This is a genomic window from Nocardiopsis ganjiahuensis DSM 45031 (assembly GCF_000341085.1).
Lineage (GTDB): Bacteria > Actinomycetota > Actinomycetes > Streptosporangiales > Streptosporangiaceae > Nocardiopsis > Nocardiopsis ganjiahuensis.
The window spans coordinates 91,375-113,630 of sequence record NZ_ANBA01000029.1; the positions used below are offsets into that span (position 1 = coordinate 91,375).

A 22,256-nucleotide genomic window follows, 5' to 3' on the forward strand; every position below is an offset into this window, starting at 1 on the left:
TTCCCGGGCTGCCCGAAAACCGCCTGTGCTTTTCCTGTCGGCTTCGTCCGCCCCGTGGCGGACCGTGACTGCCGTCCCGTCCCCTGATCCGTGGGGAACGGTGGCGGCGAGGCAACCAACCATGTCTGCACCGAACAATTCCTTCGACCCGGTCGAGGTGACCCCCCTGCACCCCGACGAGGTCGCCCGCATGCGCGAGGAGGCGTTGGCCGCCATCGAGGCCGCCGCCGACCTCGCCGAACTCAAGGAGGTCCGGCTCGCGCACGCCTCGGACCGCTCCCCGCTGGCCCTGGCCAACCGTGAGATCGGCGCGCTGCCCCCGGCCGCCAAGGCCGACGCCGGCAAGCGCGTCGGCGGCGCCCGACGCGACGTCGGGCAGGCGCTCAAGGCCCGCCAGGCGGTGCTGGAGACCGAGCGCGACGAGCGTGTCCTGGTGGAGGAGCGCGTCGACGTCACCCTGCCCTGGGACCGCACGCCCCGAGGCGCCCGCCACCCCCTGACCACCGTCGCGGAGCGGATGACCGACGTCTTCGTCGGTATGGGCTTCGAGGTCGCCGAGGGGCCCGAGATCGAGGCGGAGTGGTTCAACTTCGACGCCCTCAACTTCCAGCCCGACCACCCGGCCCGCAGCATGCAGGACACCTTCTTCGTCGAGGGGCCCGACGGCGGCGAGTCCGGTCTGGTCATGCGCACCCACACCTCCCCGGTACAGATCCGCGCGCTCCTCTCGCGTGAGCTCCCGGTGTACGTGGTCGCGCCCGGCAAGACCTTCCGCACCGACGAGCTGGACGCCACCCACAGCCCGGTCTTCCACCAGTTGGAGGGCCTGGTCGTCGACAAGGGCATCACCCTCGCGCACCTGCGCGGCGCCATCGACGCCTTCGTCGAGTCCGTGTTCGGTGAGGGGCTGAAGACCCGCTTCCGGGCCTCCTACTTCCCGTTCACCGAGCCCTCCGCCGAGGTGGACATCGAGTGCTTCGTCTGCCGCGGCGCGTCCGTGGGCAACCCGGACGAGCCCTGCCGTACCTGCTCCAGCGAGGGCTGGATCGAGATCGGCGGCTGCGGCGTGGTCAACCCGCGCGTGCTCACCGCCGCCGGAGTGGACCCGGAGGTCTACAGCGGCTGGGCCTTCGGCCTGGGAATCGAACGGACACTGATGTTCGCGCACGGTGTGCGCGACATGCACGACATGGTCGAGGGCGACATCCGCTTCACCTCGGCCTTCGGGAGTGAGAACTGATGCGCGTCCCCCTGACCTGGCTGCGTGAGTACGTCGAGCTTCCGGCCGACGTCTCCGCCCGAGACCTCGCCTCCCGGCTGACCTTGGCCGGGCTGGAGGTCGAGACCGTCGACGAGCTCGGCTCCGACCTGACCGGACCCATCGTCTTCGGCCGGGTGCTGGAGATCGAGGAGCTCACCGGCTTCAAGAAGCCCATCCGCTACTGCAGGGTGGACGTCGGACAGGCCAACGGCAGCGGTGAGCCGCAGGAGATCGTCTGCGGCGCCCGCAACTTCGCCGAGGGCGACCTCGTCGTGGTGTCCCTGCCCGGCGCCGAACTGCCCGGCGGGTTCAAGATCGGAGCCCGCAAGACCTACGGCAAGATGTCGGCCGGCATGATCTGCTCGGCCACCGAGCTCGGCCTGTGGGAGGACCACACCGGCATCGTCGTGCTGCCCGAGGGCTTCGCCGAGACCGGCACCGACGCCATCGCGATCCTCGGCCTGCGTGAGGACGTCCTCGACATCGCCGTCACCCCCGACCGGGGTTACGCGCTGTCGATGCGCGGTGTGGCGCGCGACGTCGCCGCCCTGTACGGAGCCGAGTTCCGCGATCCCGCGGACGTCACCGTCGCGGTACCCGCCGGCGCCGGCCACCCGGGTGTCATCGACGACGCGGAGCGCTGCGACCGCCTCGTGCTGCGCGGTGCCACCGGCTTCGACCCGGAGGCGCCCACGCCGCTGTGGATGAAGCGCCGCCTGCACCAGAGCGGGGTTCGCCCCGTCTCCCTGGCCGTGGACGTCACCAACTACGTGATGCTCGAACTCGGTCAGCCCCTGCACGCCTGGGACCGCGAGAAGGTCGACGGCCCGATCCGCGTCCGGCAGGCCGAGGCGGGGGAGAAGCTGGAGACCCTGGACCACGTCCAGCGCTCCCTGGACGCCGACGACATCGTCATCGCCGACGACTCCGGCGCCCAGGCGATCGCCGGTGTGATGGGTGGCCTCCACACCGAGATCGGGCTGTCCTCCTCCGAGGTCCTGGTCGAGGCCGCCCACTTCGACGCCATGAGCATCGCGCGCGCCTCGCGCCGGCACCAGCTGTCCTCGGAGGCCTCCCGGCGCTTCGAGCGCGGCATCGACTCGGCCGGACAGCTGGCCGCGGCCACCCGTGCCGTGGAACTGCTGGCCGAGCTCGGCGGCGCCTCGGTGGAACCGGCCTACACGATCGTGGACCGCTCGAAGGCGCGCGAGCCGATCGTCGTCAGGGCCTCCCACGCGGGCAGCGTGGCCGGGGTCGACTACCCCGAGGGCACCAGCGAGCGGTGGCTGCGTGCCATCGGCTGCGCCGTCGAGGCCGACGGGGAGCTCCTGAAGGTCACCCCGCCCACGTGGCGGTCCGACATCACCGACCCCAACGACCTCGCCGAGGAGATCATCCGCTTCGAGGGGTACGAGAACATCCCCTCGATCCGGCCCAGCGGCTCCGGGCGGGGGCTGACCTCCGGCCAGCGCCTGCGCCGGGCGGTCGGCCGCGTCCTCGCCGACACCGGTCACAACGAGGTGCTGTCCTACCCGTTCACCAGCGAGCGCGACCTCGACGGCCTCCAGCTGGCCGCCGGCGACCCGCGCCGTACCGCCCTGCGCCTGGCCAACCCGCTCAACGAGGAGGAGCCGCTGCTGCGGACCACCTTGCTGCCGGGACTGTTCAAGGCGCTGGCCCGCAACGTCGGCCGGGGCATGACGGACGTCGCCCTGTTCGAGACCGGCCTGGTGTACCGGCCCAGGCCGGGTGCCACCCGTGCCCCGATCCTGCCGGTGGACCGGGGGCCCGGCGCCGAGGAGCTCGCGCTCCTCGACGCCGCCCTGCCCGAACAGCCGCGCCGCGTGGGCGTGGTCGTCACCGGTGACGCCGAGCGCGCCGGCTGGTGGGGCGAGGGCCGCGCGGCCACCTGGGCCGACGCGGTCCAGGCCGCCCGCGACATCGCCCGGGTCGCCGGGGTCGGCCTGGAGGTCGAGGCCGACACCCACGCTCCGTGGCACCCGGGCCGTTGCGCCGCGCTGTACGTGCGGGTGGAGGGCGAGCGCGTGCTCGTCGGCCACGCCGGCGAGCTGCACCCCCGGGTCGTCAAGGCGTTCGGCCTCCCGGACCGCACCGCCGCGATGGAGATCGACCTGGACCGCGTCGAGAGCGCCCGTGCCGACACGCCCGCCCCGGTGGTGTCCACCTATCCGGTGGCCACCCAGGACGTGGCCCTGGTCGTGGACGCCTCGGTGCCGGTCGGTGAGATCAGCGCCGCCCTGGCCGAGGGCGCGGGCCCGCTGCTGGAGAGCGTGCGGCTGTTCGACGTCTACACCGGTGAGCAGGTCGGTGAGGGACGCAAGTCCGTCGCGTTCGCCCTGCGCTTCCGGGCCGGCGACCGGACGCTGACCGCGGAGGAGGCCGGCGCCGCGCGCGACGCGGCCGTGGCCCTGGCCACCGAGCGCACGGGCGCGGTCCTGCGCGGCTGACCTCGGCCGACACGCAGCGCCAGCTGCAACGAAACACAGTGTTAACACGGCGGGGCGGGGCGGTTACTCCCAGGGGGGAGACCCGCCCCGCCCTCTTGTGTTAAGACGGTGCTGCGGGGTCGGACACCACGCCGGAGAAGTCGCCGACAAACCCTGGTGTGTAGCGAAACGAGCGATCGCAGAGCCCGGATTCCAAGAAAATTGTGGCCGTGTTTTTCCAGCGTAGTAGGGGTTTTGGCGCTGAGGGCCGAGGGTAGCCGGAATGAAGTTTGGGTTTCGGGGCATGAAAGGTCGTTTTGGCTCTTGCTGTGGAGCGGTCCGAGAACTTAGCCTGCGAGTAGCTGCCACAACCTGGGCGCCCGGGTAAGAGGTCAGATCCGTTTTCCGCTGCGCGTTCTCGCGCATGTCACGGCTCGGAGGTCGCCATATGACCGAAACGGTTGTCTCGTCCGCGCTCACTCCCAAGGAACACCGGGAGCCCAGCCGTCTCTGGCATACCTTCTGCGATATGAACACCGTGGCCAAGGGCCCGGAGTTCGTGGTGGCCCGCGCCGAGGGCGTGTGGCTCTGGGACCAGTTCGGTGACCGTTACCTCGACGGCACCGCCAGTCTCTGGTACTGCAACGTCGGACACGGCCGGGCCGAGATCGCGGACGCGGTCCACCGGCAGATGAGCACTCTCGACGCCTACACCGTCTACGGTGACTTCGCCAACGTGCCCGCCATGGAACTCAGTGACCGCCTGGCCGCGCACGCACCGGTCGAGGACCCGCGCGTCATCCTCACCTGCGGGGGAGGGGAGTCGATCGACACCGCCGCCAAGCTGGCGCGCAGCTACTGGGCCACGCAGGGCCAGCCGGAGCGCCAGCACCTGATCAGCCGGACCGGCGGCTACCACGGCCTCAACGGCTTCGGTACCAGCATCATCGGGATGGAGCGCTTCCGTTCCGGCTACGGGAAGCTCATCGAGGACACCTCCGTGGTCCCGCACGACTCCGCCGCCGCCCTGGAGGCCGAGATCCTGCGGGTCGGCGCGGACCGTGTCGCCGCCTTCTTCGCCGAACCCGTGATCGGGGCGGGCGGGGTGTTCATCCCGCCGGAGAACTACTTCACCGACGTGGCGCGGATCTGTCAGAAGTACGGCGTGCTGTTCGTCGTGGACAGCGTGATCTGCGGTTTCGCCCGGATGGGCAACTGGTTCGGGATCGAGCGGTTCGGTGTGAGCCCGGACATGATCGTCTTCGCCAAGGGCGTCTCCAGCGGCTACCTGCCGCTGGGCGGCGTCGTGGTCAACGGCCGGGTGGCCGACCCGTTCTGGAACGAGGCGGGCAACCCGTTCCTGCACGGCACCACCTACGCCGGGCACCCGACGGCCTGCGCGGCGGCCATGGCCAACCTGGACATCCTGGAGCGCGAGGACCTGTTCACGGTCTCGCGCGAGGTGGAGACCCACCTGGACTCGGCTCTGCGCGGGCTGGCCGACCACCCGCTGGTCGCCGAGGTCCGTTCCGGGACGGGGGTGATGGGCGCGGTGGAACTCACCGAGGAGGCGCTCATGGAGCGGGGGATCACCACGGCGGAGGTCTTCGCCGAGGCCCGGGCCCGCGGTGTCATCGTCCGGCCGGTGCCCAAGGCGCTGCTGGTGTCGCCGCCCCTGGTCATCACCTGGGAGCAGATCGACCACCTGGCGTCCACCCTGGCGGGGTCCCTGGACGCGGTGATGGCCCGTCACTGAGCGGAGGGAGTCCGGCGACCGCCCGGGCTCCCACACGAGAGGGCCCTGTTGAACCCACCGGTGTCGTGTCGCACACCGGTGGGTTGTTTATTTTCCTAGGAAACCTCTGTCGAGTGCTGATATCTTGCAGTAATATTTGCTGGGAAGATACTTCTTCGGGGTTGGGTAGCGCGCTCTCCCCGCCGGCACGACAGGGGGCAGGGAATGACGGCACAGCCGACCGATGCGGACGTGGAGGCGACCCGGGAGACCGGTCCCAGTGACGACGATCTGATCACGGCCTGGGGACTGGTCCACGAGGCGATGAACGCGATCCAGCCCAAGCTCCTGCACGGGATAACCCCCGACGGCAAGGACATGGCGGGCCCGTGGTTCGAGGTCCTCATCCGCCTGCAGCGCACCCCGGGGTACCAGCTGCCGATGAGCCGTCTGGCCCGCGAGGTCAGTCTCAGCACGGGAGGGTTCACCAAGCTGGCCGACCGCCTGGAGAAGGAGGGCTACCTGGAACGACACAACTGTGCCAGCGACCGCCGGGTCGTCTACGCCACCCTCACGGAGGCGGGCCTGGACTTCATCGGTGCCGCTCGGATCCGTCACGTCGAACGCCTTCGGGAGCACGTGCTCACCCCGCTCGGGGACGGAGGGGTTCGACAACTGGCCACCATCGCGCGTACGCTCCGTGACAGCTCTCTCGACTGAACTGGGCAACAGGACGGGACTCTGCGTAGTCGAATCCCCGCTGAAGCGGCGCGTCGATCCTCGCGAATGTGCAGAAAACATCCCACGCGCCTTCGTTCCCATGTAGGTTGGCCAGAGTTCGGGGGCCCAACGCGGGGTGGGTCGGGAGCACTGAGGTTCCGGGGGGAATGATGAGGCTGTTCACCACTGCTGCCCAGATGAGGCCTATTCCCCGATCCTCGCGCTTCGCCAACGGCGGGGTCTCCTTCTGGTTCAGGGAGAACGGTCTCCCTGAGCGGAGGGCGCCGCTTCCGGGCGACGGGGACTACGACGTCTGCGTGGTCGGAGCCGGTTACACCGGCCTCTGGACCGCCTACTACCTCAAGAAGGACCAGCCGGACCTGAGAGTCTGCGTCGTCGAGCGGGAGTTCGCCGGCTTCGGCGCCTCCGGCCGTAACGGAGGGTGGCTTTCGGCCGAGTTCTCGGGTTCCCAGGAGGACTACGCGCGGTCACACGGCAAGGCCGCCATGGTCGCCCTGCAACGCGCGCTGATGAACACCGTGGACGAGGTCGTCACGGTCGCCCGCGCCGAGGACATCGACGCCGACGTCGTCAAGGGCGGTGTGCGTCTGATCGCGAGCAACGCGGCACAGCGCGAGCGGCTCGAGACACACATCGACTACCTCCAGGAGTGGGGCTACTGGCCCGACGACATCCACATGGTGGACCTGGACCACGCACCCCCGGTCTCGGTGCACGGCGCCGTGGCGGCCGGGTACTCGCCGCACGCCGCCCGTGTCCACCCCGCCAAGCTGGTCACCGGTCTGGCCCGGGTGGTCGAGGCGCTGGGCGTGGAGATCTTCGAGGACACCGCCGTGACGGAGATCCGGCCCCGTGAGGGGGCCGACCGTCCGACGGTGGTCACCGAACACGGCACCGTCCGCGCCGACCACGTGGTCCGCGCCACCGAGGGCTTCACCTCCACACTGCGCGGCCAGCGCCGCCGCTGGCGCCCCATGTACTCCTCGATGATCGTCACCGAGCCGATCGCCCCCGAACTGTGGGAGCGGATCGGCTGGGAGGGCCGCGAGCTCCTGAGGGACTCCGCGCACTCCTACGTCTACGCCCAGCGCACAGCCGACGACCGCATCGCGATCGGAGGCCGTGGCGTGCCCCACCGGTTCGGGGGCTCGGAGGACAAGGAGGGCGCCACCCAGCCGCAGGCCATCGCCGAACTCTGGCGCTCCCTGACCGGGATGTTCCCCGACGTCGCGGACGTGCCGGTCGAGCACGCCTGGTCCGGGGTGCTCGGGGTGCCCCGGGACTGGTCCCCGACCGTGAACCTGGACACCGGCTCCGGGCTGGGCTGGGCGGGCGGATACTCCAGCAGCGGGGTCTCCACCAGCAACCTGGCCGGCCGCACCCTGCGCGACCTGATCCTGGGCCGCAGCACCGACCTCACCCGCCTTCCGTGGGTCGGTCACGAGGTGCGCGGCTGGGAGCCCGAGCCGCTGCGCTGGGTGGGTACCCAGGTCGTGCGCGGGCTCTACAGAACGGCCGACCGCCGTGAGTCCAGGACCGAGGGCAACGGGCACACCTCCCGTTTCGCCGGCCTGGCCACCCGGATGCCCGGCAACTGAGCGACCCGCCCGACCGGCCCCTCCGCTCGGCCCGGCGAAAGCACCCACGGAACACCTCCCCGCGGAACCATCGCCCCGTACGGTTCGGTCCCGAACCGCGCGGGGTCGCCTCGAACCTGGTTGCATAAACTTGCAAGGTCATGCATGATGGTTCAGTCCAAGCGGGAAGAGAGGGTCTCACCATGGGATACACAGCGGCCATCGCCGGAGCCAGCGGCTACGCCGGGGGCGAGCTGCTGCGTCTGCTCCTGGGCCACCCCCAGATCGAGATCGGCACCGTCACCGCCGGAAGCAACGCCGGCACCCCCCTCATCCAACACCAGCCGCACCTGCTGCCGCTGGCCGACCGGATCCTCGCGCCCACCACCGTCGAGGAGCTCCGCGGCCACGACGTCGTCTTCCTCGCCCTGCCGCACGGACAGTCCGCCGACATCGCCCAGCAGCTCGGCGAGGACGTCCTGGTCGTGGACTGCGGCGCCGACTTCCGCCTCAACGACGCAGCCGCCTGGGAACGCTTCTACGGCACACCCCACGCCGGAACCTGGCCCTACGGGCTCCCGGAACTGCCCGGACAGCGGGAGCGCCTCACCGGCGCCCGGCGGGTCGCCGTTCCCGGCTGCCACGTCACCGTCGCCACCCTCGGGCTCTTCCCCGCCCTGGCCGAGCAGCTCGTCGAGACCGACCTCACCGTGGTCGCCGTCACCGGCACCTCCGGCGCGGGCAAGGCACCCAAGCCCAACCTGGTCGGCAGCGAGATCATGGGCGCGCTCAGCCCCTACGGGGTCGGCGGCACGCACAGGCACAACCCCGAGATCGTCCAGAACCTCACCTCCGTCACCGGAGAGCCGGTCCGCCTCTCCTTCACACCGGTCCTCGCCCCGCTGCCCCGGGGCATCCTCGCCACCTGCACCGCCCCCCTCAAGCCCGGCGTGACCGCGGACCAGGTCCGCGCCGCCTACGAGAGCACCTACGCCGACGAGCCCTTCGTCCACCTGCTCCCCGAGGGCACCTGGCCCAACACCGCCATGACGCTCGCGGCCAACACCACCCTCGTGCAGGTCACCGTGGACCCGGACGCGAACCGCATGGTGGCCGTCGCCGCCCTGGACAACCTCACCAAGGGCACCGCGGGCGGCGCGATCCAGAGCACCAACATCGCCCTGGGCCTGCCCGAGGACACCGGCCTTCCGCTCGCCGCGGTCGCTCCCTAGAGACGAGGGTTCCGACGTGAGTGTCACCGCACCCCAGGGGTTCCGCGCCGCGGGCGTGGCCGCCGGGATCAGCGCCGCCCAGGCCCGAGACGTCGCCGTCGTCGTCAACGACGGCCCCTCCCGCGCCGCCGGGGCGGTCTTCACCGACCACTCCGATCCCGCCGCACCGGTCCTGTGGTCCCGACAGGTCGTCTCGGGCGGACGCGTGCGCGCCGCCGTCCTCAACTCCGGCTGCGCCAACGCGGGCACGGGGCCCCTCGGCTTCCAGGCCGTCCACGCCGCAGCCGAGCACACCGCCGACCTGCTGGCCGACTCCGCGGCCGAGATCGTGCTGTGCTCCGCCGGCCCGGTGGGGACCACCCTGCCGAGCGACACGGTCAACGCCGGGGTGACCAGCGCCCTCGCCGAGGCCGGCCGGGGCGGCGGGTTGCCCGCCGCCGACGCCATCCGGACCGGGGACACCGTCGCCAAGTTCGCTTTCCTGCGCGGTGAGGGCGTCACCGTCGGCGGTATGGCCAAAGGGCCGGACGCCTCCGTCGGCTCGGTCCTGTGCGTCCTGACCACCGACGCCGACCTCAGCGCGGAGCAGTGCCGGCGCCTGGTCGCCGACGCGGCGGCCAAGACCCTCGCCCCGCTGACCGGCACCAACGACACCGTCCTGCTCATGGCCAGCGGGGCCGCCCCCACCACTCCGGACGAGGGGGCTGTCGCCGTCCTGCTCAACCGGGTGTGCGAGGAGCTCGCCGCCCAGGTCGCTGCGGACACACCCGACACAGGAACCCCCGAGGACAGGCAGGCGCACCCGTGAACTCCCGGCTCACCGACAACCCCAGCCAGGACCAGGCCCAGGCCATGGACAAGGCGGCCAACCTCATCGAGGCGCTGCCCTGGCTCTCCCGCTTCCACGGCCGCACGGTCGTCGTCAAGTACGGCGGCAACGCCATGGTCAGCGAGGAGCTGAGGGTCCGCTTCGCCGAGTCCATCGTCTTCCTCCACTACGCGGGCCTGCGCCCCGTCGTCGTCCACGGCGGCGGACCGCAGATCAGCGCCATGCTGGACCGTTCCGGGGTGGAGTCCACCTTCACCGCCGGACTCCGGGTGACCACCGACGAGGCCATGGACATCGTCCGCATGGTCCTGACCGGCCAGGTCAACCGCGACATCGTTGGGCTCATCAACCAGCACGGCCCCTTCGCCGTCGGCATGTCCGGCGAGGACGCCAACCTCCTCTACGCCGAGCGCAAGAGCGTCGAGGTGGACGGCGAGACCGTCGACATCGGCCGGGTCGGCGAGGTCAGCGGGGTCAATCCCGGCGCCGTCTCCGCGCTCATCGCCGACGGCCGCATCCCGGTGGTCTCCAGCGTCGCCCGCGCCGACGACGGCGGCGTCTACAACATCAACGCCGACACCGCGGCGTCCGCGCTCGCGGTCGCCCTGGGCGCCAGCAAACTCATCATGCTCACCGACGTCGAGGGCCTGTTCGCCGACTACCCGGCCAACACGGACCTGATCCGGCGTCTGAACGTGGACGAGCTGCGCGCCGTTCTGCCCTCCCTGTCCTCGGGCATGCTCCCCAAGATGGAGGCCTGCCTGACCGCGGTCGAGGGCGGTGTGCCCCAGGCCCACATCATCGACGGCCGTGTCCCGCACTCCCTGCTCCTCGAGGTCTTCACCGACCAGGGGGTCGGCACGATGGTCGCCGACGAGGAACTGGAAGCCGAGCTCCTCGCAGGGAACGGCCACTACCCGCGCCCCTGGCGCCCCACCGACACCACCACTGACCAGAACCCGGGAGCAGTCAAGTGACCAGCAGCGAACTGAGGGAGCGCTTCGCCGCCTCACTCATGCCCAACTACGGCGTTCCGCCCGTGGCCCTCACCCTCGGACGCGGCTGCGAGGTCTACGACGCCGACGGCCGCCAGTACCTCGACCTCATCGCGGGCATCGCGGTCTCCAGCCTGGGCCACGGGCACCCCGCCCTGGTCAAGGCGGTCGCACACCAGGCAGCCACGCTCGCCCACACCAGCAACCTCTTCGTGCACGAGCGCGAGGTCGAGCTGGCCGAGCGCCTGACCGGGCTGCTCGGCGGAGACGCCAAGGTCTACTTCGCCAACTCCGGCACCGAGGCCAACGAGGCCGCCCTGAAGCTGGTCAAGCGCGCCGCCGGACCGGGCCGCCACTACTTCGTCGCCGCCGACAACGGATTCCACGGCCGCTCCGCCGGCTCCCTCGCCCTGACCGGCAAGGAAGCCATCCGCGAGCCCTTCGGCCCCTTCGGCATGGACGTGCGCTTCGTGCCCCACGGCGACCTCGCGGCCCTGACCGAGGCGGTCGACGAGAACTGCGTCGCGGTGTTCGTCGAGCCCACCCAGGGTGAGGCCGGGGTCGTCCCCGCCCCCGAGGGTTACCTCGCCGGCGTCCGCGCCCTGTGCGACGAGACCGGCGCCGCCTTCGTCCTCGACGAGATCCAGAGCGGTATCGGCCGCACCGGCCGGTGGTTCGCCCACCAGGAGGAGGGTGTGCGCCCCGACGTCCTCACCCTCGCCAAGGGCCTGGGCGGCGGGCTGCCGATCGGCGCCTGCGTCGGTTTCGGCCGCTTCGCCGACGCCTTCGGCAAGGGCGACCACGGCTCCACCTTCGGCGGCAACCCCATCGCCTGCGCCGCCGCGCTCGCCGTCATCGACACCATCGAGAGCGAGGGCCTGCTCGCCCACACCGCCGTGATGGGCGACCTGCTCGCCGAGCAGATCGAGGGCATCGACCACCCCCTTCTCGCAGGGCAGCGCGGCAGCGGCCTCTGGCGCGCCCTCGAACTCACCGGACCGCACTCGGCCCACGTCCAGGAACAGGCCGCCGTCCGCGGCTTCCTCGTCAACGCCGTCACCCCCTCCGCGATCCGCCTGGCCCCGCCGCTGGTCATCACACCCGAGCAGATCGGCGTGTTCATCGAGGCCCTGCCGACCGTCCTGGACGCCGCCGAGGCCGCCGCGACGAAGGAGAACCAGTCATGACCCGGCACTTCCTGCGTGACGACGACCTCACACCCCGGGAACAGGCCTTCGTCCTCGACCTGGCCGACGAGATGAAGAGGGACCGCTTCGGGCACAGCCCCCTGGCCGGGCCGCGGACCGTCGCCCTCATCTTCGACAAGCCCTCCACACGGACCCGCCTGTCCTTCTCCGTGGGCGTCGCCGACCTCGGCGGAAGCCCGCTGGTCCTGGACTCCGAAAGCACCCAGATGGGTCGCGGCGAACCCCTGGAGGACACGGCCAAGGTCCTGGAACGCCAGGTCGCCGCCGTCGTCTGGCGCACCTTCGCCCAGACCGACATCGAGAACCTCGCCCGGCACATCAACGTCCCGGTGGTCAACTCGCTCACCGACGAGTTCCACCCGTGCCAGATCCTCGCCGACCTCCAGACCGTCCGCGAGCACAAGGGCACCCTGGCCGGGCTCACCCTCGCCTACCTCGGCGACGGCGGCAACAACATGTCCCACTCCTACCTGCTGGGCTGCGCCACCGCCGGTATGCACGTGCGGATCGGCGCCCCCGAGGGCTACCACCCCGACCCGGTCGTCCTGACCCGGGCCGTGGAGATCGCCGGGAGCACCGGCGGTTCGGTCCTCGTCACCACCGACGCCCGCGAGGCCGCCGAGGGCGTCGACGTCCTGGCCACCGACACCTGGGTCTCCATGGGCCAGGAGGACGAGAAGGAGGACCGCGAGGCCCCCTTCCGCCCCTACGCCGTCAACGAGGAGCTCCTGGCCGCCGCGGACCCCGAGGCGATCGTCCTGCACTGCCTGCCCGCCTACCGGGGCAAGGAGATCACCGCCGGGGTCATCGACGGCCCGCAGAGCGTGGTCTGGGACGAGGCCGAGAACCGTCGCCACGTCCAGAAGGCCCTGCTCGCCTTCCTCCTCGAAAGCAGCGACAACCCCCGCCCCGAGACACCATGACCAACGACCAGACCGGTTCGGCCCCGATGACCAAGGCCGCCCGGCACGCCCGCATCACGGACGTCCTCACCCGCGAGGACGTCCGCTCCCAGGGGGAACTGGCCCGCCGCCTCTCCGAGGCGGGGGTCCAGGTCACCCAGGCCACGCTCTCCCGCGACCTGGACGAACTGGGCGCGGTCAAACTCCGCACCGCCGACGGCCACCTGGCCTACGTACTGCCGGGGGAGGGCGGGGAACGCCTCCAGCGCACCCGCCCCGACACCCTCGGCCTCGAACAGGTCTCCGGGGCCCGCCTCACCAGGCTGGCCGAGGACCTGCTCGTCTCGGCCCAGGCCTCCGCCAACATGGTCGTCGTCCGCACCCCGCCGGGAGCGGCGCAGTACCTGGCCTCGGCCATCGACCACACCGACTTCCACGCCATCCTGGGCACCATCGCCGGAGACGACACCATCATGGTGATCTCCCGCGACCCCCAGGGCGGCGAGGACCTGGCCGCGGCGCTCCTGCGGCTGGCCGACCGCCGACCCTGACGGCCCCGCGGCCGCGGGGCGACCGGCCCGCCGGCGCGCCGGGGGGACCGCGCGCCGCCAGGCACCACTCGAACGTTCACTAAGGAGACCACGATGGCCGACCAGCCCGAGGCCCTGCGCCTGTGGGGCGGCCGCTTCGAGGGAGGACCGGACCAGGCTCTGGCCCGCCTCTCGCTGAGCACCCACTTCGACTGGCGCCTCGCCCGCCACGACATCGCGGGCTCACGCGCCCACGCCCGTGCCCTGCACCGCGCCGGACTGCTCACGGCCGACGAGCTCGACCGCATGATCGCGGGCCTGGACCGGCTGGAGACCGACGTCGCCTCGGGGGAGTTCACCCCCGTTCTCGAGGACGAGGACGTGCACACCGCGCTGGAGCGCGGGTTCATCGAGCGGGTCGGCACCGAACTGGGCGGGCGGCTGCGCGCCGGACGTTCCCGCAACGACCAGATCGCCACCCTGGTCCGCATGTACCTGCGCGAGGAGGCCCGGTCCATCGCCGACCAGCTCCTCGACCTCGTGCGCGCCCTCGCCGACCAGGCCGGAGCCCACCCCGACGCCGCCATGCCGGGCCGCACCCACCTCCAGCACGCCCAGCCGGTCCTGCTCGCCCACCACCTGATGGCGCACGCCTGGCCGCTGGTCCGCGACGTCGAGCGGCTCCGCGACTGGGACCGCCGCGCCGCGGTGTCGCCCTACGGCTCCGGCGCCCTGGCCGGTTCCTCCCTCGGCCTGGACCCCGAGGCGGTCGCCGCCGAACTCGGCTTCCCGGCGTCCTCGGAGAACTCCATCGACGGCACCGCTGCCCGCGACGTCGTCGCCGAGTTCGCCTTCGTCACCGCCATGATCGGCGTGGACCTGTCCCGGCTGTCGGAGGAGATCATCCTCTGGGCGACGAAGGAGTTCTCCTTCATCACCCTCGACGACGCCTTCTCCACCGGCTCCTCGATCATGCCGCAGAAGAAGAACCCCGACGTCGCCGAGCTCGCCCGCGGCAAGGCGGGCCGGCTGGTCGGCGACCTCACGGGCCTGCTCACCACCCTCAAGGGGCTCCCGCTGGCCTACAACCGGGACCTCCAGGAGGACAAGGAGCCGGTCTTCGACGCCGTGGACAGCCTGCACCTGCTGCTGCCCGCCATGACCGGCATGGTCGCCACCCTGACCTTCCACACCGACCGGATGGCCGAGCTGGCCCCGCAGGGCTTCTCCCTGGCCACCGACATCGCCGAGTGGCTGGTGCGGGAGCGGGTCCCCTTCCGTGAGGCCCACGAGATCGCGGGCACCTGCGTGCGCGTGTGCGAGGAGCGCGGCATCGACCTGCCCGACCTCACCGCGGCCGACTTCGCGGAGATCTCCGAGCACCTGACCCCGGGCGTCCGGGAGGTCCTGAGCGTGCCGGGCTCGCTGGCCTCCCGCTCGGGCAGGGGCGGCACCGCCCCGGTCCGGGTCGCGGAACAGCTCGAGCGGCTCCGCTCGGACGTCGAGGAGCACCGCAAGGCCTTCGCGACCCAGGCGTAGCAGCCGACGCGGTACACGAAGGGGGCCTTCCGGAACCGGAAGGCCCCCTTCGGGGTTTCGAACAGCGTGTGTGCCGGGGAAGGCGGGTCTCAGGCGCCGCGGCGGGCGGCCCAGACGGTGCGTTCGGTCCGCACGGCGAGGTCGTCACGGAGCAGGATGCTGTGCGGGCCCCCGGTGTCGAGCAGGCGGTCGAGCGCGGCGAGGTCCTCGGGCGCGAGAGCGTCGGCGACACCGTGGCGGATGCGCCGCAGAGCGCTGAGGGCGTACACGCCGACCGCCTCGTCCTCCGAACTCCCGGCGTTCACGGTGATCGTGCGCTCGCCCTCGAGGGAGAACCCGGCGGCGGTCAGCTTCGGGCCCCAGTCGGCGCCGCGGTGGGGCAGGTGCCCGGCGTACTTGTGGTCGCCCGCGGCGTGGCAGCGTTCCTCCAACCCGGGCCGGTCCTCGGGGGCGTCCGCGGGCAGGAAACGCGGGAAACCGGACAGTTCCACCACCGCGAGGAGTCCGCCGGGCGCGATCAGGCCGTGTACCTGGCGCAGAGCGCGGTCAGGGTCGGCCATGTGGTGCAGGGCGGCCGAGGACCACACCAGGTCCGGGGTGCCGAGGTCGGGCCATTCGGCCTGGTCGAGGTCGGCGCGCACGGTGCGCACGCGTTCCTCCAGCCCCGCCGCGCGGGCCTTCTCCCGCAGGCGGACGAGGTGCTCGTCCGAGGAGTCGACGGCGGTCACGCGCGCCTGCGGGAAGCGGCTGAGGAGCGCGAAGGTGCCGGCCCCGGTTCCGCAGCCCAGGTCGACGATCTCGCGCGGGTCCTCACCGAGGGGCAGCCAATCGATGACGGAGCCGGTGTGCCGGGCGAGGACCTGTGCGTCCAGGTCGAGGAGCTCGGCCTGCCCGTCGGCGGCCGATGAGTGCGGGTGACCGTGCTGCTCAGCAGCGTGAGTTGGGTGCGAGTGTGTGTGCGTCATAGGACCACGTTAAGCGGGTCATGCGCTTCCGGCAGCATATCTTTCGCCAAACGCAAGACGATGGCGGCGGACGCTGCCGAACACGCAAGTGTGCCGGTCCCCGGACGTCATACGGGGGTGTCCTGGGTCTCGTCCCCGCTCGACCGGTGGCCCCGGCGGGCGTCGCGATCGAAGATCCCCAGGATCTCGCAGGGGCCGCCCTCGGCCCCGATGGCGTGCGGCAGCATGGTCGGGAACTCCGCGGCCTGATCGGCCTCCATCCGGAAACGCCGGTGGCCCAGAAGGAGGACCGCGGTGCCGGAGAGCACCACCAGCCACTCCCGGCCGGGGTGCGCCCGCATGCGCGCGGGGTTGTCCGGCGGCGGTTCGGTCAGTCTCTGCCGCACGACGGTCATCCCGGGATCGGCCTTGACGGGCCAGCGCATCGTCCCGTGGGCGGCGTCGATCATCGGACTGGTGACGACGTCGTCGGAGGCGGTCTCGACGAGCTGGTCCAGGGTGGTGTCCAGGGCGCGTGCGAGGGTGACGAGGCTGTCGAGGGCGAGGCGGCGCTGGCCGTTCTCGATGCGGCTGAGTGTGGACTGACTGAGCCGGGCGCGGGCGGCCAGCTCCTCCAGGGACCAGCCCTGGGCCACCCGCAGGGCACGGATGCGATTGCGCACCAAGCTGTCGAGTTCGCGATCCTCTTGCGTCATGGGCATGATTCTATGCTCCGAATGCAGGCCAGTGCCGGTGCCGACCGCGGAGGTTCCGGAGCTCCCGGGGGCGTTCCGGCGGAGAGCCAATCTGGAATTCCCCCCTCACCGCTGAGGAGAGTGCGGTAGCGTCCTGAGTCTGCGGGCACCACACGTGTTCCCCTCTGCGCGTTCCGTGACGACCCGCGCGGGAACCGGCACGCACCACGCGTGGGCTCCGGTGCCCGCGCCGAGTCCGTGGGAGGAGCGCAGTGGGTCAGCCAGGGGGTGCGGGGCGCGGAGCCAGGACCGGGATCAGGACACAGCTCAACAGGATCGTGCTGATCCCCAGTGTCACCTTCCTCGCGTTGTTCGTCGTCCTGAGCGCGGCCACCCTCGCCCAGGCCGTGTCCCTGCGGTCGTCGGTCACTGACGGCCGGGCCGGGGCCGACCTCGCCGAGGCGCTCACCGCACTCCAGAACGAACGCCTCCGCAGCGTCGAGTTCCTCACCGATCCCACCGGTGACACCCGCCAGGCGCTGGTCGGCGCAGCGGAGAGCACCGACGAGGCACTCACCAGGGTCCGGGAGGTGCGCCGGACCCTCGAGGGAGACGCCGACGTCCCGACCCCCCTCGCCCAGGAGTTCTTCGGATCCGTGGAGGACGTCCTGGCGCTGCGCTCGGACAACCTCACCGACCCGGGGCCGGCCGCGGACGCCCTGGAGACCTACACCGGGGCGATCCACCAGGGCATCGGCCTCTACACGGAGACCGTCCGAGGGCTGGACGACGGACCCGCCTCCGACGCCGCCTCGGCCGCCGACGACCTGCTGTGGGCCCAGGAGAGCTTCGGTCACACCGACGCCGTCGTCACCGCGGTCCTCGCGGAGGGCGTCCTCACCCGGGACGAGCAGGCCGAGATCGCCTTCCTGGCCGGGGACGCGAGCCGCCGCCTGGACGCCAGCGGGCAGCCGGCCGCGGAGGAACGGGCACAGGAGCGGGCACAGGAGCTGTCCGGGGCCGGCCCCGAAGCGGACCCCGGGACGGACGCGGGCCGGCTCTCCACCGTCGGGGAAATCACCCGGGGAGAGGCCTGGTCGGCCGCCATGGAGATGGCCGACACCCTCGTCCGACACGAGGCACAGGTCGACGTCGACCTCTTCACCGGCGAGCAGACCCGCAGCACCGAGCCTCCGGGCGGGCTCGCCGGCTGGCGGGAGGCGGCCGACGAGGTCGGCACCGAGCTGGCGGCGGTCACCGAGGCCCAGGTGGGCACCGTCGTCGCCACCACCGAGGAGGCCAGTTCGTGGATGTTCACGATGGCCCTCGGCGGCGGCATCATCTCCATGTTCGCCGGAACGGTCGCCTACGGGGTGGCCGCCCGCTCGGCCGGCCGCCTGACCTACCGGCTGGCCAGGCTCCGGGCGGAGACCCTGGCCATCGCCCGCAACGACCTCCCCAGGATCGTGCGCCGTCTGGAGGCGGGGGAGAGCGTCGACCTCGACACCGAGATGAAGCAGCTCGACCACGGCACCGACGAGGTCGGCCAGGTCGCCGACGCCTTCAACACCGCCCAGCGCACCGCGGTCAGCGCCGCCGTCAAACAGTCCGAGATCCGGGCCGGGGTCAACCGGGTCTTCCTGGGGATCGCCCACCGCAACCAGTCCCTCGTGCAGCGCCAGCTCCAGCTGTTGGACCGGGTGGAGCGCGAGGAGGAGGACCCCGACCTGCTGGAGAGCCTCTTCCAGCTCGACCACCTGGCGACCCGGGGACGCCGCCACGCGGAGAACCTCATCATCCTCGGCGGGGCCCAGCCCGGCCGCCGCTGGCGCCACCCCGTCCCACTCGTGGACATCCTGCGCGGAGCCATCTCCGAGACCGACGAGTACGCCCGGGTCGAGCTCACCTCCGTCCCGGACCTGTCGCTGGTCGGCGCGGTCGTGGCCGACGTCATCCACCTCCTCGCGGAGCTGGTCGAGAACGCGACCGCCTACTCTCCGCCCCACACCGAAGTCACCATCGCCACCGACAACGTCCCCAAGGGCGTGGTGATCGAGATCGAGGACCGCGGCCTGGGGATGACGGAGGAAGCACTCGCCGAGAACAACGCCACGCTCTTCAAGGCGCCGGAGTTCGACGTCATGACCCCCGGCACGGACGGCCGCCTCGGCCTGTTCGTCGTGGCCAGGCTCGCGCGCAAGCACGACATCGGCGTGCACCTGCGGCCCTCGCCGTACGGGGGCACCCGGGCCGTGGTGCTCGTTCCCGGAGCCCTGGTGGTCGCCTCCGGCGGCGCCTCCTCCGAGAGCCCCCGGGCGGCCGTGCTCGCCCGTTCCAACGCCGTCCTCCGGGAGCACGCGGGCGCCTCCGAACCGGCCGATCCCGCGGACCTGCTCTCCGCCGAAGCGGGAGCCCGGCAGGCCCGCCCCGTGCTGCGCTCGGTCCCCGAACACGGAGACCGGGCCCGCGGAACCGAACTCCACGACCACGCCCCGGGCGCCCCGCTGCTCCGCCAGGTTCCCGACCTGGAACCCGAACCGGAGGAAAGGGTTCGGGAGCGGTTCCCGGCCCCGCTGCCCGAACGGGGCGCCGACGACACACGGGTCGGTGCGGGGCCGGAACGGGCGGGCCTGCCCCGACGCAGAAGGCAGGCCAACCTCGCACCCCAGCTCCGAGACGGACCGGCCCCCTCCGGCGGTACACGCGAACCGGATCCGCTACCCCAGCGCAGTCCCGAACAGGCGCGCCGGATGATGGACGCCTTCAGCGCGGGAACCCGACGCGGCCGGGCCGAGGAGGTCGATCGCGACGGGCCCGGGCACAGCAGTGATGACCAGGTCGGTGCAGGCGCCGACGAGCACACAGGAGAGAGCGACTGAGATGGTGGGCAAGAGCAAGGCCGCGGACAACCTGGACTGGCTCCTGGACGACCTGGTCGACCGCGTCGTGGGGTCCAGCCACGCGATCGTGCTGTCGGCTGACGGACTGTTGCTCGGGCGCTCCCGGGGGCTGGACCCGGAGGACGCCGAACACCTGGCAGCACTGGCCTCGGCGTTCCAGAGCCTGGCCCGGGGAACCGGGCGCCACTTCGGCGGCGGGGACGTCCGCCAGACCGTGGTGGAGATGGAGCATTCGTACCTGTTCGTCACCGCGGCGGGCACCGGTGCCTGTCTGGCCGTCCTGGCGACGGAGGACGCCGACGTGGGCCTGGTCGCCTACGAGATGAACCTGCGGGTCAAGCGGGTGGGCCAGTTCCTCACCGCGCCGCCCCGGCACCCGGGGCACCTCACGGCCATGGGAGGTGGGGGCTCGTGAGCGAATCCGGTGAACAGTACGGGGTCCGACAGCGCAGAGCCGAACAGCGCAGGGCCGATCGTCAGGGGGGCGGTCGGCAGACCGGCAACCCCCCGGGGGGCGAACCGTCGGGCACGGAACAGCAGGGGGCCAGGCACCGGAGCGCACCGCTGTCGAGTGTGGCGCCTGTCGCCGAGGACCGGGAGCACCAGGGGCCGCTTCGCCGACAACCCTCGACCTGGCACCGGGGCCGGGGGCACCCGAGTTCCGAGGGACCCTCCGCCGGGGTGAACCCGGGCGACGCCCCGGCCGGCCCGCTGGTACGGCCCTACACGATGACCAAGGGACGGACCCGGCCCGGCGCGGAGGGGCGCGGACTCGACCTGATCACCATCGTGATGGCCGCCCGCGACCGGGCGGAGCGCACCCGTGGCCCCGAACTCCAGGCGATCCTGGCGCTGTGCCGCAGGCCCATATCGGTCGCGGAGATCTCCGCGCGCCTGGAGGTGCCGCTGACGGTGGTCAAGGTGCTCCTCGGCGACCTCGTGGCCGAGGGCGACGTCCACACCCGGGCAGCGCTGCCCGTGACCCAGCTTCCCGAGAAGAAAGTACTTCAGGCGGTACTCGATGGCATCCGCAGACTCTGAGAACCGGCCGGGCACGCAGGAGGCGATCCCCCAGGCCGTCAAGATCATCGTCGCCGGGGGGTTCGGTGCGGGCAAGACCACGATGGTGGCCTCCGTCAGTGAGATCACCCCGCTCAGCACGGAGGAGGTGATGACCGAGGCCAGCCAGGGGGTCGACGACCTCGGGGGAGTGGAGAACAAGACCACCACGACGGTCGCCCTGGACTTCGGGCGCATCACCATCAACGACGACATCGTGCTGTACCTGTTCGGCACACCGGGGCAGGACCGCTTCTGGTTCATGTGGGACGAACTGGTGGAGGGCGCTCTGGGGGCCGTGGTCCTGGCCGACACCCGGCGTCTGGACACCTGCTTCCACGCGGTGGACTTCTTCGAACGCCGCGGGGTGCCGTTCGTCGTCGCGGTCAACCGGTTCGAGGGGGCCGCCGTGTACGAGACCGAGGAGGTGCGCGAGGCCCTCGACGTCTCGGCCGGTGTCCCCGTCGTGATGGCGGACGCCCGGGAACGCGAGTCCTCCAAGGAGGTCCTCGTGGCGCTGGTCACCCACATCATCGACAGCCGCCGTCCGGCGATGAGCGGCTGACCGGGCGACCCCGCCCCCCGCGACCACGTCGGTCCGGTATACGTTCAGGAGATACGCCCGTGAATGTGGTGTTGAACGCTACAATGTCGCGGCAGTGACCACCCGCTTTGACAGCGCACCCATCCGCCTCTCGTCTGAATCCTGGTATGCGAAACTCTGACCGACTTCCCCCACGCGAACTGCCCAAGCGGCGTTCCGGACGCCACCGCAACCCGCTGTCCTTCGACAACTGGTTCGGTACCCCCGCTCTGATCATGGCGGTCCCGGGCACGGCCGAACAGGCCAGGGACGCCGACGGTGAGTTGATCGGTGCCCGAATGGCCGACCTCGTCCGGGCCTACCGCCCCGAGGTCACCATCAGGTTCGGACACACCGAGGGCCACGAGCACAGCCTCGGCGAGGCCCTCGCCGGCCTGGAGAAGTCCGGGGACCGGCCCCTCGCCGGAGTCGTGGTCCCGCTGGTCACGGCCCCGCACGCGGGGACCAGTGCCGCGATCGCGACCGCTGTGGCCGAGGCCGGGGCCGACGTCCGCGTCACCGAGGGCCTGGGCCCGCACCCGATGCTGGCCGAGGTGCTGCACCTGCGCCTGGCCGAGTCCGGGTTCGTGCGCGCCGACCGTATGCGCCTGATCAGCGTGACCGCCCGCAACACCACCATGGCCGACGGCGTCGTCGTCGGTGCCGTCGGTGGTGAGGGGGCCGTGGGCGCGGCCGGTGTGACCGCCGTCCTGCTCGCGGCCCGGCTCGGTCTGACCGTGCTTCCCGCGGACCTGGAGAACGAAGCCGCTCTCGAGCAGGTCGTCGCCCAGCTCCGCCAGGGCGGCTGCCGGCGCCCGGTCATCGCGCCCAGCGCTCTGGGCCCGGAGATCTCCGCCGCACAGCTCTCCGGCCTCGCCGAGCGCTTCGGCGCCCGGGCCGGTGCGCCCCTGGGCGCGGACAGCCTCCTGGGCAAGATCGCCGCGCTGCGCTATGCCGAGGTGCTGAACTCGCTCGGGGTGGAGCAGCCCCCCACCGCGGAGGAGCTGCCCGCTCCGGTGGGCTCCCGACACCGTCCGGAGTCCTGATTCCGCGACACGCCTCGCCAGGACCTCGTTGTA

19 protein-coding genes are annotated in these 22,256 nt (G+C 71.8%); 17 read left to right on the plus strand and 2 right to left on the minus strand.

The window, feature by feature from the left end; genetic code table 11:
- The first annotated feature begins 121 nt into the window (after nt 1–121).
- The 12 genes from pheS to argH all read left to right on the plus strand — a co-directional run bounded on the left by pheS (nt 122) and on the right by argH (nt 14,996).
- Entirely contained in the window at nt 122–1,240 is a 1,119-nt protein-coding gene (gene pheS, locus D458_RS0130095; RefSeq protein ID WP_017590433.1) for a phenylalanine--tRNA ligase subunit alpha, read from the plus strand.
- A complete protein-coding gene (pheT, locus tag D458_RS0130100; RefSeq protein ID WP_017590434.1) occupies nt 1,240–3,729 on the plus strand; it encodes a phenylalanine--tRNA ligase subunit beta in 2,490 nt (829 codons plus the stop codon). Before pheS ends, pheT begins: the two co-directional genes overlap by 1 nt.
- Before the next feature lie 508 nt (nt 3,730–4,237).
- Entirely contained in the window at nt 4,238–5,464 is a 1,227-nt protein-coding gene (locus tag D458_RS0130105) for an aminotransferase family protein (protein ID WP_017590435.1), read from the plus strand.
- Between the two features lie 204 nt (nt 5,465–5,668).
- The gene (locus D458_RS0130110) at nt 5,669–6,163 is read left to right on the plus strand and encodes a MarR family winged helix-turn-helix transcriptional regulator (protein ID WP_026119830.1); all 495 of its coding nucleotides are present in this window, start codon (nt 5,669–5,671) and stop codon (nt 6,161–6,163) included.
- 197 nt (nt 6,164–6,360) lie between these two features.
- Nucleotides 6,361–7,782, plus strand: coding sequence for an NAD(P)/FAD-dependent oxidoreductase (locus D458_RS0130115; protein WP_017590437.1), 1,422 nt, complete (start codon nt 6,361–6,363; stop codon nt 7,780–7,782).
- Nucleotides 7,783–7,964: 182 nt separating this feature from the next.
- Nucleotides 7,965–8,993: an N-acetyl-gamma-glutamyl-phosphate reductase gene (gene argC / locus D458_RS0130120; protein WP_017590438.1), complete on the plus strand. Its 1,029-nt coding sequence runs from the start codon at nt 7,965–7,967 to the stop codon at nt 8,991–8,993.
- A 16-nt stretch (nt 8,994–9,009) separates the two neighbouring features.
- Nucleotides 9,010–9,801 (plus strand): bifunctional ornithine acetyltransferase/N-acetylglutamate synthase, encoded by a 792-nt coding sequence (locus tag D458_RS0130125; protein WP_017590439.1) that lies wholly within the window; start codon nt 9,010–9,012, stop codon nt 9,799–9,801.
- 44 nt (nt 9,802–9,845) lie between these two features.
- Nucleotides 9,846–10,799 (plus strand): acetylglutamate kinase, encoded by a 954-nt coding sequence (gene argB, locus D458_RS0130130; RefSeq protein WP_051049818.1) that lies wholly within the window; start codon nt 9,846–9,848, stop codon nt 10,797–10,799.
- The gene (locus D458_RS0130135; RefSeq protein ID WP_017590441.1) at nt 10,796–12,004 is read left to right on the plus strand and encodes an acetylornithine transaminase; all 1,209 of its coding nucleotides are present in this window, start codon (nt 10,796–10,798) and stop codon (nt 12,002–12,004) included. Before argB ends, D458_RS0130135 begins: the two co-directional genes overlap by 4 nt.
- A complete protein-coding gene (gene argF, locus D458_RS0130140) occupies nt 12,001–12,948 on the plus strand; it encodes an ornithine carbamoyltransferase (protein WP_017590442.1) in 948 nt (315 codons plus the stop codon). The genes D458_RS0130135 and argF overlap by 4 nt, the downstream gene beginning before the upstream one ends.
- Nucleotides 12,945–13,478, plus strand: coding sequence for an arginine repressor (locus D458_RS0130145; RefSeq protein WP_017590443.1), 534 nt, complete (start codon nt 12,945–12,947; stop codon nt 13,476–13,478). Before argF ends, D458_RS0130145 begins: the two co-directional genes overlap by 4 nt.
- 93 nt (nt 13,479–13,571) lie before the next feature.
- Complete coding sequence (gene argH / locus D458_RS0130150; RefSeq protein WP_017590444.1) at nt 13,572–14,996, plus strand: argininosuccinate lyase; 1,425 nt, start codon at nt 13,572–13,574, stop codon at nt 14,994–14,996.
- A gap of 89 nt (nt 14,997–15,085) precedes the next feature.
- On the opposite strand, the gene D458_RS0130155 is transcribed toward argH, so the two are convergent.
- Nucleotides 15,086–15,961: a methyltransferase domain-containing protein gene (locus tag D458_RS0130155; protein WP_017590445.1), complete on the minus strand. Its 876-nt coding sequence runs from the start codon at nt 15,959–15,961 to the stop codon at nt 15,086–15,088.
- A 107-nt stretch (nt 15,962–16,068) separates the two neighbouring features.
- A complete protein-coding gene (locus D458_RS0130160; RefSeq protein WP_193374674.1) occupies nt 16,069–16,656 on the minus strand; it encodes a helix-turn-helix domain-containing protein in 588 nt (195 codons plus the stop codon).
- Between the two features lie 251 nt (nt 16,657–16,907).
- Between D458_RS0130160 and D458_RS0130165 the strand changes: the two genes are divergently transcribed.
- The 5 genes from D458_RS0130165 (at nt 16,908) to D458_RS0130185 (ending at nt 22,223) form a co-directional block, all read left to right on the plus strand.
- On the plus strand, nt 16,908–19,514 hold the full coding sequence (locus D458_RS0130165; protein ID WP_026119833.1) for a sensor histidine kinase: 2,607 nt from the start codon (nt 16,908–16,910) through the stop codon (nt 19,512–19,514).
- 1 nt (nt 19,515) lies between these two features.
- Complete coding sequence (locus D458_RS0130170) at nt 19,516–19,950, plus strand: roadblock/LC7 domain-containing protein (protein ID WP_017590448.1); 435 nt, start codon at nt 19,516–19,518, stop codon at nt 19,948–19,950.
- Nucleotides 19,951–20,108: 158 nt separating this feature from the next.
- Nucleotides 20,109–20,576, plus strand: coding sequence for a DUF742 domain-containing protein (locus D458_RS0130175; RefSeq protein WP_051049817.1), 468 nt, complete (start codon nt 20,109–20,111; stop codon nt 20,574–20,576).
- Entirely contained in the window at nt 20,557–21,159 is a 603-nt protein-coding gene (locus tag D458_RS0130180; protein ID WP_017590450.1) for a GTP-binding protein, read from the plus strand. The genes D458_RS0130175 and D458_RS0130180 overlap by 20 nt, the downstream gene beginning before the upstream one ends.
- A 146-nt stretch (nt 21,160–21,305) precedes the next feature.
- The gene (locus D458_RS0130185; RefSeq protein WP_017590451.1) at nt 21,306–22,223 is read left to right on the plus strand and encodes a sirohydrochlorin chelatase; all 918 of its coding nucleotides are present in this window, start codon (nt 21,306–21,308) and stop codon (nt 22,221–22,223) included.
- The last annotated feature ends 33 nt before the right edge of the window (nt 22,224–22,256 follow it).

Excerpts from the sequence above, each read along its gene's own strand:
- D458_RS0130145 (WP_017590443.1), top strand. The coding sequence starts at position 12,945 with ATGACCAACGACCAGACCGGTTCGGCCCCGATGACCAAGGCCGCCCGG.
- D458_RS0130170 (WP_017590448.1), top strand. The coding sequence starts at position 19,516 with ATGGTGGGCAAGAGCAAGGCCGCGGACAACCTGGACTGGCTCCTGGAC.
- D458_RS0130115 (WP_017590437.1), top strand. The coding sequence starts at position 6,361 with ATGAGGCCTATTCCCCGATCCTCGCGCTTCGCCAACGGCGGGGTCTCC.
- D458_RS0130185 (WP_017590451.1), top strand. The coding sequence starts at position 21,306 with ATGCGAAACTCTGACCGACTTCCCCCACGCGAACTGCCCAAGCGGCGT.
- D458_RS0130155 (WP_017590445.1), bottom strand. The coding sequence starts at position 15,961 with ATGACGCACACACACTCGCACCCAACTCACGCTGCTGAGCAGCACGGT.
- argF (WP_017590442.1), top strand. The coding sequence starts at position 12,001 with ATGACCCGGCACTTCCTGCGTGACGACGACCTCACACCCCGGGAACAG.
- argC (WP_017590438.1), top strand. The coding sequence starts at position 7,965 with ATGGGATACACAGCGGCCATCGCCGGAGCCAGCGGCTACGCCGGGGGC.
- pheS (WP_017590433.1), top strand. The coding sequence starts at position 122 with ATGTCTGCACCGAACAATTCCTTCGACCCGGTCGAGGTGACCCCCCTG.
- argH (WP_017590444.1), top strand. The coding sequence starts at position 13,572 with ATGGCCGACCAGCCCGAGGCCCTGCGCCTGTGGGGCGGCCGCTTCGAG.
- pheT (WP_017590434.1), top strand. The coding sequence starts at position 1,240 with ATGCGCGTCCCCCTGACCTGGCTGCGTGAGTACGTCGAGCTTCCGGCC.
- D458_RS0130105 (WP_017590435.1), top strand. The coding sequence starts at position 4,238 with ATGAACACCGTGGCCAAGGGCCCGGAGTTCGTGGTGGCCCGCGCCGAG.
- argB (WP_051049818.1), top strand. The coding sequence starts at position 9,846 with ATGGACAAGGCGGCCAACCTCATCGAGGCGCTGCCCTGGCTCTCCCGC.
- D458_RS0130180 (WP_017590450.1), top strand. The coding sequence starts at position 20,557 with ATGGCATCCGCAGACTCTGAGAACCGGCCGGGCACGCAGGAGGCGATC.
- D458_RS0130160 (WP_193374674.1), bottom strand. The coding sequence starts at position 16,656 with ATGACGCAAGAGGATCGCGAACTCGACAGCTTGGTGCGCAATCGCATC.
- D458_RS0130110 (WP_026119830.1), top strand. The coding sequence starts at position 5,669 with ATGACGGCACAGCCGACCGATGCGGACGTGGAGGCGACCCGGGAGACC.